The sequence below is a fragment of the Bacillus sp. CCB-MMP212 genome, from assembly GCF_022748145.1.
GTDB lineage: Bacteria > Bacillota > Bacilli > Bacillales > Bacillaceae_G > Bacillus_A > Bacillus_A cereus.
The window spans coordinates 444,464-461,085 of record NZ_JALDQE010000005.1; the positions used below are offsets into that span (position 1 = coordinate 444,464).

The following is a 16,622-nucleotide window of genomic DNA, read 5'->3' on the forward strand; positions in this document are numbered from 1 at the left end:
ATATTAAACAATGAAACAGAGTCGACATTAGAATTTCATTTCCTAAAGTCGACTCTGTTTCATTTAAACTATAAATTTCACTTTACGTTTTTAAATTCATATACTTCCGAATTCTAGCAACGTCTAAAGAATATTCGATAACTAATTGCTGTAACGGTAAAATAACTGTGTCAGGATATAAATGTGCATATTGTAATGTTTCTGCATATTTTTCTAACCTTTTTTCTAAATACTTTATTATTTGATCAGGATGACTTACTAATAAACATTTACAATAATAATGGATTTGTTCCTCAATCGCCGTGTATTCTTCAATTTCATATTCTTTATGCATGTGTACACCCCTTTAAGTTTTTTATATGAATTACTTATCACAATTTTCACTCGACAAATTTTAAGTTTTTTGATTATTTACACTATAACAAACACTGAGGGTCAAATTTTGTTACTTTATGTAACGTAGAAAATTTTTAACAAAATTGTAATGTTTACTCCTGCAAAATACAGAAAGCCCCTTTACTCATTTTTGTATAAAAAAAATCGTACAGCTTAATTTAGCTGCACGACTACAATTTCTGGCCTATTCAAAATCCTTTGCGGAATGATACTATTTCCTAATCCTCTACTCACTACCATTGATGTATTTTGTTCTACATATAAACCCGCTGTATATTTAGGTAAAACACCTTGATTTGGCGCAACTAATCCTCCGATAAATGGCAATCTAACTTGCCCTCCATGAGCATGTCCCGATAAAACCAAATCCAACCTCTCATTCGTATATTCCTTTATAAATTCAGGCCGATGGGATAATAATACATTATATTTATCTGGCTGCATTTCAATTTTCGCTTTTTTAATTTCATCTATTATAATATTTCCTTCATCACGGTTTCCAGTAACAAACTCTGGATCATCAATACCTAGCAAGTTTATTTCTTGCTCACCCCTTCGAATGCCTACATGTTCATTCCTTAAAACATTGACATCATATTTCTTCAACTCTTTTTCTAAATTGTTATACTTTCCAGACCATTGTTCATGGTTTCCTGTCACAAAATATACAGGATATTTCTTTACAATTTCTCGTATTAATTGCATACTAACTTCTGCATCGTATGATTTACTGTCAATTAAATCACCCGTAATCGCAATAATATCTGGGTCTATACTTTTTATTTTTTGAATTAACACATCTTGATTATCGCCAAATTTTTTATTGTGTAAGTCTGAAATTTGTAGAATTTTATACCCTTTAAAAGAGGATGGTATTTTACTAGAGGTTATTTTAACCTCAGTTATACTTATTAAATTGTTCTGTAAAAATAAAAAGATACTACAACCTACTAATGTAGCAATAAGTAATATACTTCTTTTAATCTTCTTGCTCATATTCCCTCCTAAAATCTTCATCAATACTACAATTCTCAAAAACATTTCAATAGATTATTCTTTTTATCTAACGGTTCTCTTTTAAAGTGAAATCGATTTAACTACGATAATCAAGTACAAGTTTCTAATTTTAGGAACTGAAGAACTTATATCACTCTGTTGAAGTAAACATGCCCGGTTCTGTTCTAATCGTAACTCTATCATATAACATTAAAGCCGAAATTCCCAAGTTAAGGAATTTCAGCTTTTTGAGTTCGTATGAATATCTTAGTTTTAGTTCTATGTACCTTGCAGTTATACAACTTAGTACATATCAGTTGTCTATCTATATGTGGTGAGGTTTTTATCTTTTTCAATAATCAACTATGTATAAAATATTTAAGTTAGTTAATACCCTTAATGGATATCATGCTTTTTAAAGTTTCCGCCTTGTACTTCCGCAACATCATATACATTGACAAAGGCATTTTCATCAATTTCATGAATAAGTTCCTTCATTGTTTCTAAATTTTATAATTATGTAGCGTCCTTCCATTCAGACTTCAATATTGAATATTGATATTCATCAATCCACTGGCCTTTTAGCATGTAATTCTGCAATAAATGACCTTCTCTCCTCATCCCCACTCGTTCTAGTACAGAAATAGACTTATTATTTCGAACGTCCGAAAATGCAATCACCTTATGTTTTCCTAATGAATGAAATATGTAACTCAATAAGGCACAAACAGCTTCAGTTGCATAGCCTTTTCCCTGATATTCTGGAGAAAGAGTAAATCCGATTTCTACGATGCGAGGTTCATTTACAAGTGTGTGAAGTGCACAATCTCCAATTATTTTGTTATTTTCAGTTAAAGCAATTGCGAACTGGAACCAAGTACCTGGTAGATTAGGATTATTTTTAACTTGTTCATTTACAAACGTTTTAGCCTCATGATATTGATAATTAACCCATGACTGAAATTTAGCCACTTCTGGATTAGAACGATAAAAATGAAAGTAGTTAGTGTCATCCATACTAAACCTTCTCAAAACAAGACAATCTGTTCTCCAAAAGACTTGATTGTCATTCTCCATAACTATTCACCCTCTTTTCTACATTAATTATATCTTTATAATACATAGGTATAAATAGTTTACATGCTTATAAAAAAGCGATTCTTTTCACATTAAAAAGAATCGCTTTCCAAGTTCTTATTTTTAATTATATTACATAAAGAATTGAAAGATTATTACTTAAGAGCCTTAACTATAACTTCCGTTGCCTCTGCAATGAGTTGATTATCATAGGTAGCCTCTTTCTCATCTTTACTAGATAAAATTGCGATGATAATTGGTGCTCTATTTGGAGGCCAAACGATAGCAATATCATTTCTTGTCCCGTAACTGCCAGCACCTGATTTATCTCCAACTACCCAGTCAGTTGGTACGCCTGCACGAATAAGTTTGTCCCCTGTAGCATTTCCTTTCATCCACTCTGTAAGAATTTTACGTTTCTCAGCTGGAAGTGCATTTCCGAGCGTAAAAGCTTTAAGATTCGTAGCAATTGCTTTCGCTGTACTAGTGTCACGAATGTCTCCTGGAATAGCTTCGTTTAATTCTGTTTCAAAGCGATCAGACATAGTAACCCGATCCCCCATCTTTCTAAGCGCTTTTTCATATCCTTTAGGTCCGCCTATTTTATTAAATAAAATGTTCCCTGCAGTATTATCACTTGAACGAACAGCAGCCTCAGCAATTTCTCCTAGTTTCATTCCAGTATCTACATGTTTCTCTGTAACAGGTGAATAATCCACTAAGTCTTCTTTCGTAAATGTGATTACTTCATTTAATGTATCAATTGAGCTTTGCTGTAGTAATACTCCTGCTGCTAAAGCCTTGTAGGTTGATGCGAAGGCAAATCTTTCGTTAGATCGATAAGAAATTGTTTGATTTGTACCAGTATCAATCGCATATACACCTACCCGAGCATCAAATTTTTTCTCAAGTTGAGAGAACTCTCTATGCGTCGCCTGATTTTTATGTTTCACTTGTCCAGTCTTTTCTTTCGCTTCAACTTGCAGTGCCCCTCCTGTAAAAGCTTCTAGGCTTGTAATACTTAAACCTAATATACCAACGCATATTCCTATTTTTAGCATCCTCTTATTTTTCAAAATCATCATTCCTTCCAAATTTTTAGCACCTTTTTATACGTACACATAATAGACAATCACCGAACCAAATTTGTTCCATAAACTAAAAAAATTATAGCTAGTATGAGAGTTATTAACAAAATAAGAGATAGTAGCTACGACGCCTCTATCTCCTATTTCATATTTCATTTTTTTACTTATAAATGGCTTTATATGAACAGGGTCTTTCCCTGAGAAAAGTACTCTAATTTTGCTTAGAACTACCTGTACTAGTAGCTTCACCATGTATACGTTGCTGTTTTAAATCAAAGTATACATCTAATACTTCCTTTCCGATTATAGAATTAATTCCATTTTTATCATCATGAAGCCATGGAACTACTACGGAAAATGCTACTTCTGGATTATCATATGGAGCATATCCAACTAACGTTAAGTTGTAACATTCCATACGTTCTCCTTTTGCATTTCTACCAATCGGGTCATCTCCACCATATACAGTTTGGGCTGTTCCTGTCTTTCCTGCTGGTTTATATGGCGCGTTTTTGAAATATTTCACGCCAGTTCCATCACCTTCTTGGAATACCCATCTAAACCCTTCTTTTATCCGATTAATATGTTCTTTCTTCATATCAATTCGATTTAATACGACAGGCTCTATGGAACGTATAACTTTGCCAACCTCTTCTTTTATTGATTGTTCTCGTATTTCTTGTACAATTTGAGGTTGCATTCTATAACCACCATTCGCAATCGTTGAAATATATTGCGCTAATTGCAACGGCGTATACGTATCATACTGACCGATAGAAAAATCTAGTAAAAATCCAGGTTGACTATCTACTTTTCTCGTTTGTCCAATTATTTCATTCGGTAAATCAATACCTGTTGGGACACCTAAACCAAATTGCTTGAAATAATAGCGCATCGTATCAAATGCTCCTTGTTTAATATCCAATGAGCCATTTGGTACGTAATTAACTCCCGCAATTTTTAAAGCTGTCTGGAACATGTATACATTCGAAGATACTTGTAAAGCCCGTAAATCATTAATATTACCAAATCCGGATACATTCCACGATTTCTTAGCTTGTGTACCTTTAAATTTCATCGGCGCGTCATAAAATTGATCTCCTAGATGTATTGCGCCTGTCTCATATCCAGTTAATAAAGTAGCACCTTTTACAGCTGACCCTAGCTCATACGAAGTTGTCATGTTTCCTAATGCCAAATCCTCAACCTCTATTTTCCCTTCTTTTTCTACAATCTTTTTGCCTGCCATTGATAAAATTTGTCCGTTATTTGGATTCGTCATGACAACAAAAGCTCGATCGAGCAGTGGCTCTGAACTCTTAAAAGCTCTCAAGTTTTTCTCTATACTTTCTTCCACTTTCTTTTGTAATTCCATATCAATCGTTAATGTTAAACTATTACCACTTTTTCCTTTAGAGATTATTTCTGTGCTAACAATGTTTCCTGATTTATCAGTAATATTTTTCACTTCTTCTTTTGTGCCGTGTAATACATCTTCATATCGTTGTTCAATATAACTTTTTCCAACACGATCATTACGGTTATATCCACGTACTAAATAAGAATCTAAATTTTCTTTCGGTAATCCTTCTTCACTACTCGTAATATTTCCTAATACAGAACGAAATAAATTACCGTTTACATAATTACGTTCCCAATCAACAGTTGCATCTACTCCTGGAAAATTCGCAAGATTTTCGCTTATCCGCGCATACTCTTCATCTGTTACATCTTTTTTAATGATTTGTGGTGTTAGTTGATAACCTGAACTCATTTTACTTTTAATAGCTAACACCTTTAAATCTTGTGCTGTTAATTCTGCTAATTCTACCTCTGTAACACGACCTCGTCTTAAGTCTTCTATTTTTTTATCTAACTCTTTTCCCTCTATACCCTTTTCTTTAAACTTTTCTATATCTTTCTTAGTAATCTTTGTCTCCGCACGTTTCGAATTCAACTGCATCCAAAAATCTTTTTTATCGATATCTGTTAATTTATTTATATCTTGTTCAGGCATTTCAAGTACTTTCGCCAAGTCTTTTGCTGTTTTTAAAATATCTTCACTCGTAATTCCCTTCACCCTTGTATACGTAATTGTGCGAAGAGATTTATTATTAACAACTGTTTTCCCTTCTCGATCTAAAATTTGTCCACGTGGAACTGGAATACTAGTTATTGCATTTTGACTACTTTCCACTTGGTTCTTATAAGCCTCTCCCTCAACGATTTGTACCTTTCCTAGCTGCATAATAATAGCTGAGAATAGTACAAATATGCAAAGGAACATTATATTTAATCGAATAGATATATATGTCTTCTGCTTCTTGCCTTTTTGTTCTTTCATAAATCCTCCATTTAATCCTTTCAGAAATTGCTACAAATACTAAAAGCATTCCTTATATATTAGATACCGATAATCGGTTATAAATATCGCCTCAATTTTTTGCTTCATCCTTGTAAGCAACCATTCCTTTTCGTTTAGCTACGGAATTAATAACTCTCCCTTCCTGTTTTCTCTCTATTTTTTTGCCACTTGCATGAGAAGTGCTAAACTGTATAATGACTCTTATTAAACTTACATATAAACTTGCTAGTAAATTTTCATGCTAATTATTCCTTTCTTCATGCTGTAATACTTAATAGACAACCTAAACAATAAAGTTGTTCCACATTTACAAAAAAAATAATTAAATATAAGATGAAATAGGCTACATAAGGGAGGGTTATATGTTACATATAAAAAGATGGAGATTTTTTGCGGTTTTTTCTATCGTAGGTTTGATTTTACTAATTTTATTAAAAATCAACTTCATTTCAATTACTATCGCAACTTCTTCAGCTGAAAGAGGAAAGATTTTTGATCAAAATGGTGTAATACTAGCTACAAATAAGAAAGTTAAGTCTCTATATTGCACTTCTAATGACGAAAAGCTATCGAAACAAGATACATCAAACACATTAGCTTTTTTTAATCAATTTTCAAGCGAGTTTCAACATGATATTTCTACAGAGAACCTAAAATCTCAATTACAACAATCTTGTAAAAAGCAGACTATGAATGATATACCGTTATACTCTGATATAACTGAGAATGAACTTGCATTCATAAACAAAAACAAACCCAATAATGTAATAATTAAAGATGAATGGATTCGATATTATCCTAAACACGAAATTGGTTCACAAGTAATTGGGTATGTAGAAAATGACCTTAATTCAAAGCATAAGGCTGTTGGAAAAAGCGGGATTGAGCTGCAATATGAAAATGATTTAAAAGGAAAACCAGGTAAAACTCTTATTTTTAAATTGAATAATAAAAAATTATTATGGAATATTCAAAAAGTACAAAAAGGTAAAGATGTACGGCTAGCTTTAGACTCTGAGTTGCAGCAAAAGGCAGAAGAAGCATTAAGATCTCAAATTAAGAAAACACCTGATGCTAAAGCTGGTTATGCTGTAGTAAGCGATGCAAAAACTGGCGCAATTTTAACTATGGCCAACACGGCAGTTTTTGATCCAAATATATTAAATACACGTGTATCTTCTAGAAAAGAAAACATTAACTCTCTTTCGCAAAATAAAGCAATTCAAAAATTAAAGTATGGTGAATCTTATGTAAATATGGCTTCTACTATAAAACCACTCACTATTTTAATTGGATTAAACGAAAAACTTTTTCAACCCGAAGATACTTATTTAGATAAAGGTACTTTTCAGTATGATAGTCAAAATAACATTACGAATGCACCTGGAACACCAACAGGTGAGATTACACCGAGGCAGGCTATCATTAATTCATCTAACACATTTATGACAGCAAAAGTAGCTCTGCCCTTATTCAACCAAAATAATGGAAATATAGAAAAAGTAGCACATATATGGACAGATTATTTAATGCAATTCGGCCTACGTTCTAAAACCGGGATTGATTTGCCCTTTGAAGAAGACGGACAATATGAATTCCATCCATCTAATAAATTTGAAAATGGGATTTCCGCTTTATTAAATGCCTCTTGGGGAGGAAATGAAGTGCATACTCCTCTTCAACTCGCTCAATATGCAGCAACATTGGCAAGTAAAGGTGATAAATATAAACCTCAAATCGTAAGTGCCATTATTGGTCAAGATGGTAAGGAAACAAAAAAGTTTAAACCCATTTTAGAAAGTTCAAATCGTTACCCGATGAACTTTTGGAGTGTCGTGCAAGGTGGAATGAGTCAAAATATAGAGGAAATTAAAAAGTTGCCCTTTGACGTCGCAGGTAAAACAGGTATTACAGGTTTTCCAAATGAGCAAGAAAGAATGATAAATCATTCTCTTTTCATTGCTTATGCTCCTACTGAAGATCCACAAATTGCCGTTTCTGTCGTTATTCCTGGTAGTAATTCAGAAAAAAACATCGCTGCTCTCGTTACATCAGAAATTTTAGAGTCTTGGCATACACTTCAAAAAGAGAATAAAAACAAAGAGGAAGGTTCATTAAAGTGAACCTTCCTCTTTTACCAAATAGAATCTATATTTATTATTTTCCATTCACCATTTTCATTTTTTTCGAACATAAATGAATACTTAATATCAGTTAAAACATACTCTTTTTGTACGTATCCAGTATTGCCATTAATTGTCGATATTTTTATATATCCATCATTTTGCACTTTTTCTGGAATCCAAGCTTTTACCATTTCATTAGATACTTCATATAACACTTGTGATTCTCGTTTTGGTTCAGCTAAAATTTTCGTTTTATTTCCAGTAACCGTTGCATATATAAAATGCGCTTGCTTTGGTTGGTTACTTTCTGTCAATCCACTTGGTACTTTGTATACTTTTTTTGTATCATTTGCAAACTCTCCCCCCATTGTAAGAGCGACTTGCAACTCATGAAAAATATCTTCATCAAACTTCAGTTCATCCTTTTTATAACTCTTCCCTTTAAATAGAACTTCATCATTTAACGCTTTGTACAGGTCATTTTCATTTTTTGAGTTCGTACTTTGATATAGTTCATTCATAAATTGTTTTAATGATGGATCTTGAGCAGACTCATCTTTTGTTTTAGGCTTAATTTGAGTACTACTTTGTACTGGTGATTTATTATCATCAAGCCAAGGTTGTTGAACAATGAAAAATAACATTGTACAAACTAAAACAACTACAATAGGTAATGCTTTTTTACGAAATGGTCTTTTATGTTTTACAAAATCCACTTCATTATTTTCGTATATAGACTGCTTTATTTTAGAAATAAATTCTTCTTCATCTTTACGATTCTCCATTGGGCCTTTTTTTATTTTTCTATACCAGTCAGGATTTTGTTTATTGTTCATCACTACTACCCTCCCCTATTAATTTTGAAACCTTACTTCTCGCTCTACTTAATCTCGATTTTACAGTTCCAATGGATACCCCTAATGTTTCAGCCATTTCTTCATATGATAATTCATATTTTGCTTCCAATATAATTATTTCACGGTGCTTTTTAGGTAGTTTTAATACAACCTTCCACACCTCATTCATCTCTTCTTGGTTAAAAAATTCTTGTTCTGCTGACAGGGATTGCTTATCGTCACTAAAAAATCCTATTAAAGATATCCTTTTAAAATAAGAGGATTTCAAATAGTTTATTGCCGTATTTCTTGTGATTTTTAATATCCACGTTTTAATAGATGACTCCTTTCGAAATGAATTCCAATTTTTAAACACCTTTATAAATACATCTTGCGTGATATCATCTGATAAGTGTGGATCTTTCGTAATAATAAATGAATAATTCCATACATCTTGCCAATAGTCTTTTATAACAGAGTCCAGCTCATCATGATTACACTTTTCAATAAACGTCTGTTCCATTTCCACACCTCAAACTTATTTGAATAAACATAAAAACTGCCCTCACTTTTATTATGGTTTCAATATATAGACAAGATACAAGTTTCATTTGTTCCATTGTTTATCTTTTTTCAAGCAGAATAATACTACTAAAAAACAAGTAAAGCATACAATGATAAAATTCTACTCATGAAAATCTGTTTTTTGAATTTAACGTAACACTCCACTTGTCCATTTCAAATTGCTATACTCTTCTATTTACCATTAGCAATGCCAACTTTTTAGAAATGAAAATTAAGATAAGGTATTAACTTTCTAGAGTCGCAGTAAAAAAGCATTCTCGATTAGAAAGAATGCTTTTTTGAAATTTAATTGTTCTATATTTTCCCCAATTTATATCTTTGAGTTAAGCAAACATGTAATAAATTTAGTCAAAAAATTCACCTTATAATTAAGTATTATTTCTGAAATACATGTTTTACTTTTTCACCTGGAACGTTACTTCCTCCTCTTCCTTTTACATCTTCAATCATCATTGTAACAATCATGTCTGGCGCATTTGCATCGAAAGCTGCGAACCATCCCAGTTCTTTTCCGTCTGCTTCTTTCGACTCTTTCAGTTCTGCTGTACCAGTTTTACCAGCAAGCGTTACACCATCAACCTTTGCAATTCTCCCTGCACCATCAGGGTCATTAATGACTTTGATTAATGCACTCTTTAATATCTCTTGATTCTTTTTAGAAACCACATTTTCTTTCCAATTCCCTGCTACTTTTGCTTCTTTTAAAAGATGTGGCGACGGAATATTCCCTTCATTCACAATCGGTGCATATGTTAATGCTAAATGAAGTGGCGTCATTAATACTTGTCCTTGTCCATAGCCCGTGTCTGCTAGTTGAATATCGTTTTTTATCCCATCTTTTGCAATGATTGAAATAGGAAATTCGTATTCGATTGGTAATTTTTCATGAAATCCGTACTTTTTAAATTCCTTTACATACTGATCTTTTCCCATTTTCAAAGCTTGTTGAGCAAAATAAATATTATCAGAGTACTTCATTGCCTTATCAAAATCAATTGGACTTGCATCCTTTACACGCGTTACATAGTAATTTCCCCAAGACGAATCTTTTGTCCACTTCAATCCTTGAATTTTAAATTCTTCCTTCGGATTTATTGTGTTTGTTTCCAAACCAATTGCACCTGTGATCGTTTTAAATACGGAACCTGGTACAAATGCTTGTGTAAAGCGATTCGTCATTGGTAGTTTCGAGTCGTTACTCCATGCTTCTCGTTGGGCTTTCGCTGCTCCTCTAACTATTATATTTGGATTATAAGCAGGGCTACTTACAAGTGCGATTGTTTCACCTGTTTTAGGATTGACTGCTGCACTAGACCCTGCTTCATTTTTCATCTCATTAAAGATTTTTTCTTGAATTGCAGCATCAATTGTTAACGTAACATTTTCTCCTTCTTTTGCTTCTTTTTTTGCTACGTTTTTAATCTCTTTCCCATTCTCATCTTCTATAAATACGCGTCCCCCCTTTTCACCACGCAATTTATTTTCTAACACTTTCTCTAAACCGGTCTTACCTACTAAATCATCCGCTTGATAACCTTGTTTTTGAAGTGATTTTAACTCCTCCGCATTCACCTTTCCTATATATCCAGTTAAGTGTGCCGCTGCTTCACCTAATGGATACGTACGAATATTTACTGGGCGAGATGAAACTCCTTCTAATTCAATATAATCATTCTGTCTAGTTCCCTCTTTTAAAATACCAATTGGTACAAAGGAGTCTGGTTTTATCCATTTTGCTGTGAGCTTTTGTTCGACCTCTTCTATAGACATATCAAGTAATTGTGCTACTATTTCTTTCGTTTGCGCTGCTGTTTCGCCTAGTTTCTCTGGAATAATTCCAACCTCAGTTGCTTTACCATTCGTTGCAAGCCCTTTTCCATTGCGATCATATATTTCTCCGCGTTTTCCTTGCTCTATTTGCATACGTACTTTGTAATCTTTTTTCATACCTGGGAAAATGAAGTCTGGTGTCCAATCTATTTTCCAAGACTCTTTATCTTTCACAAGTTTTGCTTCGTGGATGAATGAAACTGGTCCTACATCCGTATCCATCTTAACTTCAAAAAGAAAAAGCTCTTTATCTTTCGTATTCTCTCCTTTCATTTTAACTTTTAAATTCTTAGCTCCAATCCCCTCATAGATTTTTTGATATTTTTCTGTGAATTCTTTTTTAGAAATCGATTTTTTTGCATGATCTGATAAATGATCATACATATTTGCAAATTTTTTATCATTCCATAAATTGATATATTCTTCAAATGCTTGTTTTGGCGGTTCGTTTTTATTACATCCTACCAACATAACTGCAAAACAAACGAAAAGCAGCATCCATAATTTTTTCAATTCAATCTTCTCCCTTATTTAAAAATGATGATTCCTTTCTTAATTTATTTAATAGAAAATGTTTTAACGCTTAATAGACAGTGTAAGTAATGACATTGTTCCATATTTTTAAAAAATAGACCTAATTGGAATTCATCAGAAATTAATAGATACAAAAAAACGCCATACTTTCTGTAAATTTCTACAAAAAGAATGGCGTTTTCTTATTTTATCTTTCTATATATGCTATACCGTGAGCTCCTTGATTTACAGAAGGATCTGCATTTCGATCTCCTGGATCAACTTCAATGGTATGAACATTCTTGTAATTAACTAAATCTAATACACTTATTGTCCCTGATCTAAGGTTAGAAACATATCCAACCGTTCCGTCCGTAGAAGAACGCATTGTAATTGGGAGTAAATCTACTTCTATTGTACCTAACACATTTAACGATTCTCCATCAAGAACAGAAACATACCCTGGTGCTGGAGAAAACATATTTCTTGTTCTCTCTCCATTCTTATTCTGAAAACGCGTATGTCCTACCAATACTTTCCCATCATTCGTTACATGAACCGGAGTAATTAAATCTGAAAATGATTTTGTCTTTATAATTTTATCGGTTTCTGTATTAATGATGCTAAGTGTAGGTTGCTCCTCTTTGTAGTCTCCAAGTAAACATGGTGAAGGGATGTAAACTCGATTACCTTTAGGAGAAATAGCTAGTTCTTCACTACCATTGGGCATAGATACTTTTCCAATTAACTCCTTATCATGTGTATCTAAAACCGATATAAAGGGCGCCTCTTTATTAGAGGAATATCCTTTTGTACCATCTGGAGTCGTAACAAACCAATGTGGACCTGCTGCTTCTGTAGAGATTCTATCTAGCACTTTTCTCGTGTTAGGATTAATAATTAAAATTCCTCCTTCACCAGATTCAACACTTACATACAATAAGTCTTTTTTTTCATTATAAACTAAACCATGTGGTGCAAATTCCGGCGAGATATCAATGATATCAATTACTTTAAATTGATCAATATCGATAACTAAAATTTCATGGCTTTTTTCCGGATTATTTCTATAAAAACCTGAGCGATAAGTAATACTTACATATAACAATTGACGCTTAGAATCGAAACATAATTCATGAGGTTCTGTAACTGGAGAATCTATAACCCCTATTCTTTCAAAATTTTTCGCATTGAAGAAATGGATTTGATTACCGCTGGAGCTAACGACCGCCAATATAGGATTATTTTCTTTAGAAATATTCATTAATTAAACCCTCCTTGTTATTTGTTCCAAATTTCTTAAGTTCCATAGAAATCAGCATATTTAAGTAATTTGTATTATTACTAAGACAAATTATAAACAATTTTCACCTCCTTTCATTTAAATTAGTTTAACTTATAATAAGCTAGACTAACTTTTATTCCGTAAAAATAAGTTGAATTTAATAATCCAACGTATTTATCTACCTTCTCCAACTTTAGCTTTTATACTTACATGTATTTTATTTAATAACCTTCCAATACTTTACTCCTAAATTAATGATGCACAAAAAGCACAGAAAGTAAGTAATTAGCGAAATACCATTTCTTTGTCTCGTGCATTATCAGATACTCATAACATAAGTAAATCAAGCTTAGCTACCATTGAATCAGTTTCCTTTGCTGCCGTTTTTTTTAATTCATTCTGCGTACAGCTCTATTCTTTGGGGAATCGTTCTATAGATTGACAAATTTGCTTCAGATTCTTGTTTTTTATTGAACTATTCCTGTGTTGAAAAACTAATTATAATTAGTTAGCTTAACTAATTATAATTATAAATACATTCACATTTTATCGCAAGAGTTTTAAGAATCTTCGAATAAATGAATAGAGAGATAGAATTATTTTCATCCTAAGATACATAATCTTAAGTTGATAGTGATGCATAACGAGAATTTCGTACGTTAAGAAAAAAACTTGCTACATATGTATGTAAATTTTAATTGCCTACTAAAAAATAACGTATTTGCAGGATGTATGAAAATTATACAAAAAGTAATAATTCATCGTTTACCCAACAATAGATAATATGGATAAAGAAAAAATACTAGAGAATATCACAGTGTAGTAGTCTCAAGTATCTTTTCATAGTATTTTAACGGCTATGCAATACGAAGGGATAAAAAAAGACCTCTTACGGAAAGATAAGAGGTCATCAAGAAGATAAAAATGTTGTATTTGAAACACGCGAGTTTCTAATTCATATTATAACACAATATATTTATATATTCAATATATACATAAAACAAGGGGTATATGTTCAAAAAACACACGGAATATTAATTTAGAACAATATGTTTTATTCTTTTAACCTATTTCTTCTACAATGCCGTAATTGTAACAATGGATGGTCTCCTCTATATACTGATGAGCAATTGTAGCAAGTTCTTCTAAATTCTCTTCCGTTACCTCGTGAATAAATAGAACAAAATTACTATCGGATTCGGAGTCTGTTGAAATGGAACCATCGATCCGTTATGAAATGTTGAGCTTGCATCTCCTAGATTCCATGTAAATATTCGCTAATTCCAATCCCCTTTCGTGTCTATTTTATGTTTAATATAGTCTCGTACCGTACAAACGGGAAATGTTGTTAATTTGAAAAGAGAGCGGAATAAAATTTCTTTATCGCCTCTGTTCTTTCTTCTGTATGATAGAAAAAACGGAGAAAGATGGAATTTTATCTATCCTTATCACTTGTTAGAAAATTCTAATTTGATTAAATTAAAAGAAAATGATATATTGATTTTAGAATAATAATCCAATTAATGGATGACAACCTAATACCTGTAAGTGGACTATGACATTGTCAGATAAACGGGAGGAATTTAATATGAAAAAATTATGTTCATTTGCTTTAATCGGTGCCTTAACCTTTTCGGTTTTTATCGTTTTAGACAGTACGCTACCTGATAAAGCGCGCGCTGAAGTAAATACGATTAAGCAAGCTTCAGCTGTTGTGGATGATTGGCCATGGCAGACGTATTTCTTATTGCATCACAACGTGGACTATCTACAAGAATTAGCCCCTGGTACGTTAAAACAAGGTGATACGTTTGATACGACGGTATATATAGGCGGAAAAGATGTAGGTGTTGTAAAGATTTATCGATTGAACGGAGAAGGTAAATTGCAACGCTACAAAACCATTTCTGCAGGTGAGGCTGGACACCACTACTATTCTAGGTTCAAAACACCAATTACAACGGTTTATACACCAGGTACATATGTGGCAGTACTAAAAGTAGACAATTCATATTATTATGGTGGCTCCTTCCAAATTACAAAGTAAAACATATAGGTATATTTGTCTGAAACGCACTGGGTTACGGTGCGTTTTTGTTATCTAACGAATAAATGATCACGCGGGAAGTCAAAGCATATTATCGAAACGGAGCTGAATGTGATGAAAATTGTAACAGTTAATGCGGATGCAACAATCCATGTTGGTATTTTAAAAGGGATGACAGGATGTGTTACTAGTTATGATGCGGATACTGGATGGCCGAAATCTAATTGGATCCATTTACAACGGTTATAATTAGGTCTGTATTTCTAACGCAATAAGGTTTGTATAGGATTCTTTAGAAAATTAATATTTGATTTTTATAGTGATTCAATACATTCTATGATTAAAACTAAGTTACATATTTTAAAATCATCACCAGGAGAATCTGCAAATTTACGGGTTCTTATTTAAAACATAATGCCAGAAAAGCTGAGGTGAATAAAGTGCAAAGTTTAAAATCTTTAAAACGTGACGTATACATTTTTCTTCCATTGTCTATTTATTTTTCCTCCATTTTTATTTCATTCTATATTATAGAGAATACATTCAACTTGCTAAGTTTTTTACCAGCACTTGGAACCCTGTATGTCTGGCTAACTAGTGTGATAGACATTAAAAATAAAAATTACAAAATAAAATAAAAAAGCATCTGAACTAGATGCTTTGCTCTTAATGTTATAGAATATTGACGCCCATGACCATACAGCTACCAAAAACAATACATACCAAACCTAAAAATATTAAAAACTCTGGCAAATCAAAATGTTCGAGTAACGCGCCTATTAATAATAAAAAGGGATATACTAGAATTTCAATCCAGGTTACGCCCCCTGCTTTCTTTATTTCTCGGTAAGATACAACGCTGACAAGTAAAACGCCTACTACAATCAACCCTATTCCTAACATCATCCATTCACCCTTTTGAAAATTTAGTATTTCACTTTCATATACTGCTCTTTTACGAGCACCAATAATTCCCTCAGTTTCTTCTCTACAGGATGTTCTTGATTTTCTGGTACTTCTCTCCCGTATGATGAGAAGCTTTGTGAGCAAGCACTAGTTGTAACTGCCAATTTCGCGTATGAGAATGTATGCTCATTTTCTTTACCAATGTTTTCAGTAGTGCCTCCATTTGAACCAACGCGTATACAGCTTTCATCAAGTTTGGTGCGCTTACCTTCCTTGTTAACCGTGTAATACGTGTCATTGACTTCCCCATATTTCATATCGGCTGTAGATGTAACTGCGGTCCCGTCTGCAGAAAAAGTGACGACACGAAATCCATCTTCTTCTGGCAACAACTCAGCTCCTGGAACATTGTATATAACCAAAAGGTCTCCTTCGTATGCTTCAGGAATGAGATAGATTGTATCTGTAATGTCTTTTCCGAATCGGATACAACCGCTTAAAAGAATCATAATAAAGATCCCGCAATACATTATAACTTTTCTCATAGAGTCTCTCCCGTTATGTGTAAGAAT

The 16,622-nt window shown here is 32.8% G+C and carries 14 protein-coding genes and 1 pseudogene; 3 read left to right on the forward strand and 12 right to left on the reverse strand.

Translation table 11 applies throughout. The annotated features are described in order from the left end of the window. Positions 1-82: 82 nt before the first annotated feature. The 6 genes and pseudogenes from MRP26_RS17060 to MRP26_RS17080 form a co-directional block, all read right to left on the reverse strand. Positions 83-334 (reverse strand): hypothetical protein, encoded by a 252-nt coding sequence (locus tag MRP26_RS17060; RefSeq protein WP_000548621.1) that lies wholly within the window; start codon positions 332-334, stop codon positions 83-85. A gap of 215 nt (positions 335-549) precedes the next feature. Further along, the gene (locus MRP26_RS17065) at positions 550-1,392 is read right to left on the reverse strand and encodes a metallophosphoesterase (RefSeq protein ID WP_200458341.1); all 843 of its coding nucleotides are present in this window, start codon (positions 1,390-1,392) and stop codon (positions 550-552) included. Between the two features lie 396 nt (positions 1,393-1,788). Beyond that, positions 1,789-1,890 (reverse strand): annotated as a pseudogene (locus MRP26_RS30920) (DUF2179 domain-containing protein); the annotation flags it as partial. Between the two features lie 18 nt (positions 1,891-1,908). After that, the gene (locus tag MRP26_RS17070; RefSeq protein WP_017656373.1) at positions 1,909-2,469 is read right to left on the reverse strand and encodes a GNAT family N-acetyltransferase; all 561 of its coding nucleotides are present in this window, start codon (positions 2,467-2,469) and stop codon (positions 1,909-1,911) included. A 155-nt stretch (positions 2,470-2,624) separates the two neighbouring features. Next, entirely contained in the window at positions 2,625-3,551 is a 927-nt protein-coding gene (gene bla, locus MRP26_RS17075) for a class A beta-lactamase Bla1 (RefSeq protein WP_242806483.1), read from the reverse strand. A gap of 217 nt (positions 3,552-3,768) precedes the next feature. Beyond that, on the reverse strand, positions 3,769-5,901 hold the full coding sequence (locus tag MRP26_RS17080; RefSeq protein WP_242806446.1) for a peptidoglycan D,D-transpeptidase FtsI family protein: 2,133 nt from the start codon (positions 5,899-5,901) through the stop codon (positions 3,769-3,771). Positions 5,902-6,284: 383 nt separating this feature from the next. Here MRP26_RS17080 and MRP26_RS17085 point away from each other — a divergent pair, with 383 nt between their 5' ends. After that, positions 6,285-8,045, forward strand: coding sequence for a peptidoglycan D,D-transpeptidase FtsI family protein (locus MRP26_RS17085; RefSeq protein ID WP_242806447.1), 1,761 nt, complete (start codon positions 6,285-6,287; stop codon positions 8,043-8,045). Between the two features lie 11 nt (positions 8,046-8,056). Here the strand turns inward: MRP26_RS17085 and MRP26_RS17090 are convergent, their stop codons facing one another. The 4 genes from MRP26_RS17090 to MRP26_RS17105 all read right to left on the reverse strand — a co-directional run bounded on the left by MRP26_RS17090 (position 8,057) and on the right by MRP26_RS17105 (position 13,076). Next, positions 8,057-8,884, reverse strand: coding sequence for an SH3 domain-containing protein (locus tag MRP26_RS17090; protein ID WP_065483681.1), 828 nt, complete (start codon positions 8,882-8,884; stop codon positions 8,057-8,059). Further along, complete coding sequence (locus MRP26_RS17095) at positions 8,874-9,407, reverse strand: RNA polymerase sigma factor (protein WP_140155686.1); 534 nt, start codon at positions 9,405-9,407, stop codon at positions 8,874-8,876. Before MRP26_RS17095 ends, MRP26_RS17090 begins: the two co-directional genes overlap by 11 nt. A 437-nt stretch (positions 9,408-9,844) precedes the next feature. Beyond that, on the reverse strand, positions 9,845-11,812 hold the full coding sequence (locus MRP26_RS17100; RefSeq protein ID WP_242806450.1) for a penicillin-binding transpeptidase domain-containing protein: 1,968 nt from the start codon (positions 11,810-11,812) through the stop codon (positions 9,845-9,847). 208 nt (positions 11,813-12,020) lie between these two features. Beyond that, on the reverse strand, positions 12,021-13,076 hold the full coding sequence (locus tag MRP26_RS17105) for a YncE family protein (RefSeq protein ID WP_200458346.1): 1,056 nt from the start codon (positions 13,074-13,076) through the stop codon (positions 12,021-12,023). Between the two features lie 1,609 nt (positions 13,077-14,685). Here MRP26_RS17105 and MRP26_RS17110 point away from each other — a divergent pair. After that, entirely contained in the window at positions 14,686-15,144 is a 459-nt protein-coding gene (locus tag MRP26_RS17110) for a DUF5065 family protein (protein WP_242806452.1), read from the forward strand. A 114-nt stretch (positions 15,145-15,258) separates the two neighbouring features. Then, on the forward strand, positions 15,259-15,393 hold the full coding sequence (locus MRP26_RS30780) for a hypothetical protein (RefSeq protein WP_255288170.1): 135 nt from the start codon (positions 15,259-15,261) through the stop codon (positions 15,391-15,393). Positions 15,394-15,816: 423 nt separating this feature from the next. Here MRP26_RS30780 and MRP26_RS17115 read toward each other — a convergent pair whose 3' ends face one another. Beyond that, positions 15,817-16,050: a hypothetical protein gene (locus tag MRP26_RS17115; RefSeq protein WP_002152897.1), complete on the reverse strand. Its 234-nt coding sequence runs from the start codon at positions 16,048-16,050 to the stop codon at positions 15,817-15,819. A gap of 20 nt (positions 16,051-16,070) precedes the next feature. Further along, positions 16,071-16,595: a DUF6843 domain-containing protein gene (locus tag MRP26_RS17120; protein ID WP_001233337.1), complete on the reverse strand. Its 525-nt coding sequence runs from the start codon at positions 16,593-16,595 to the stop codon at positions 16,071-16,073. Positions 16,596-16,622 lie beyond the last annotated feature (27 nt).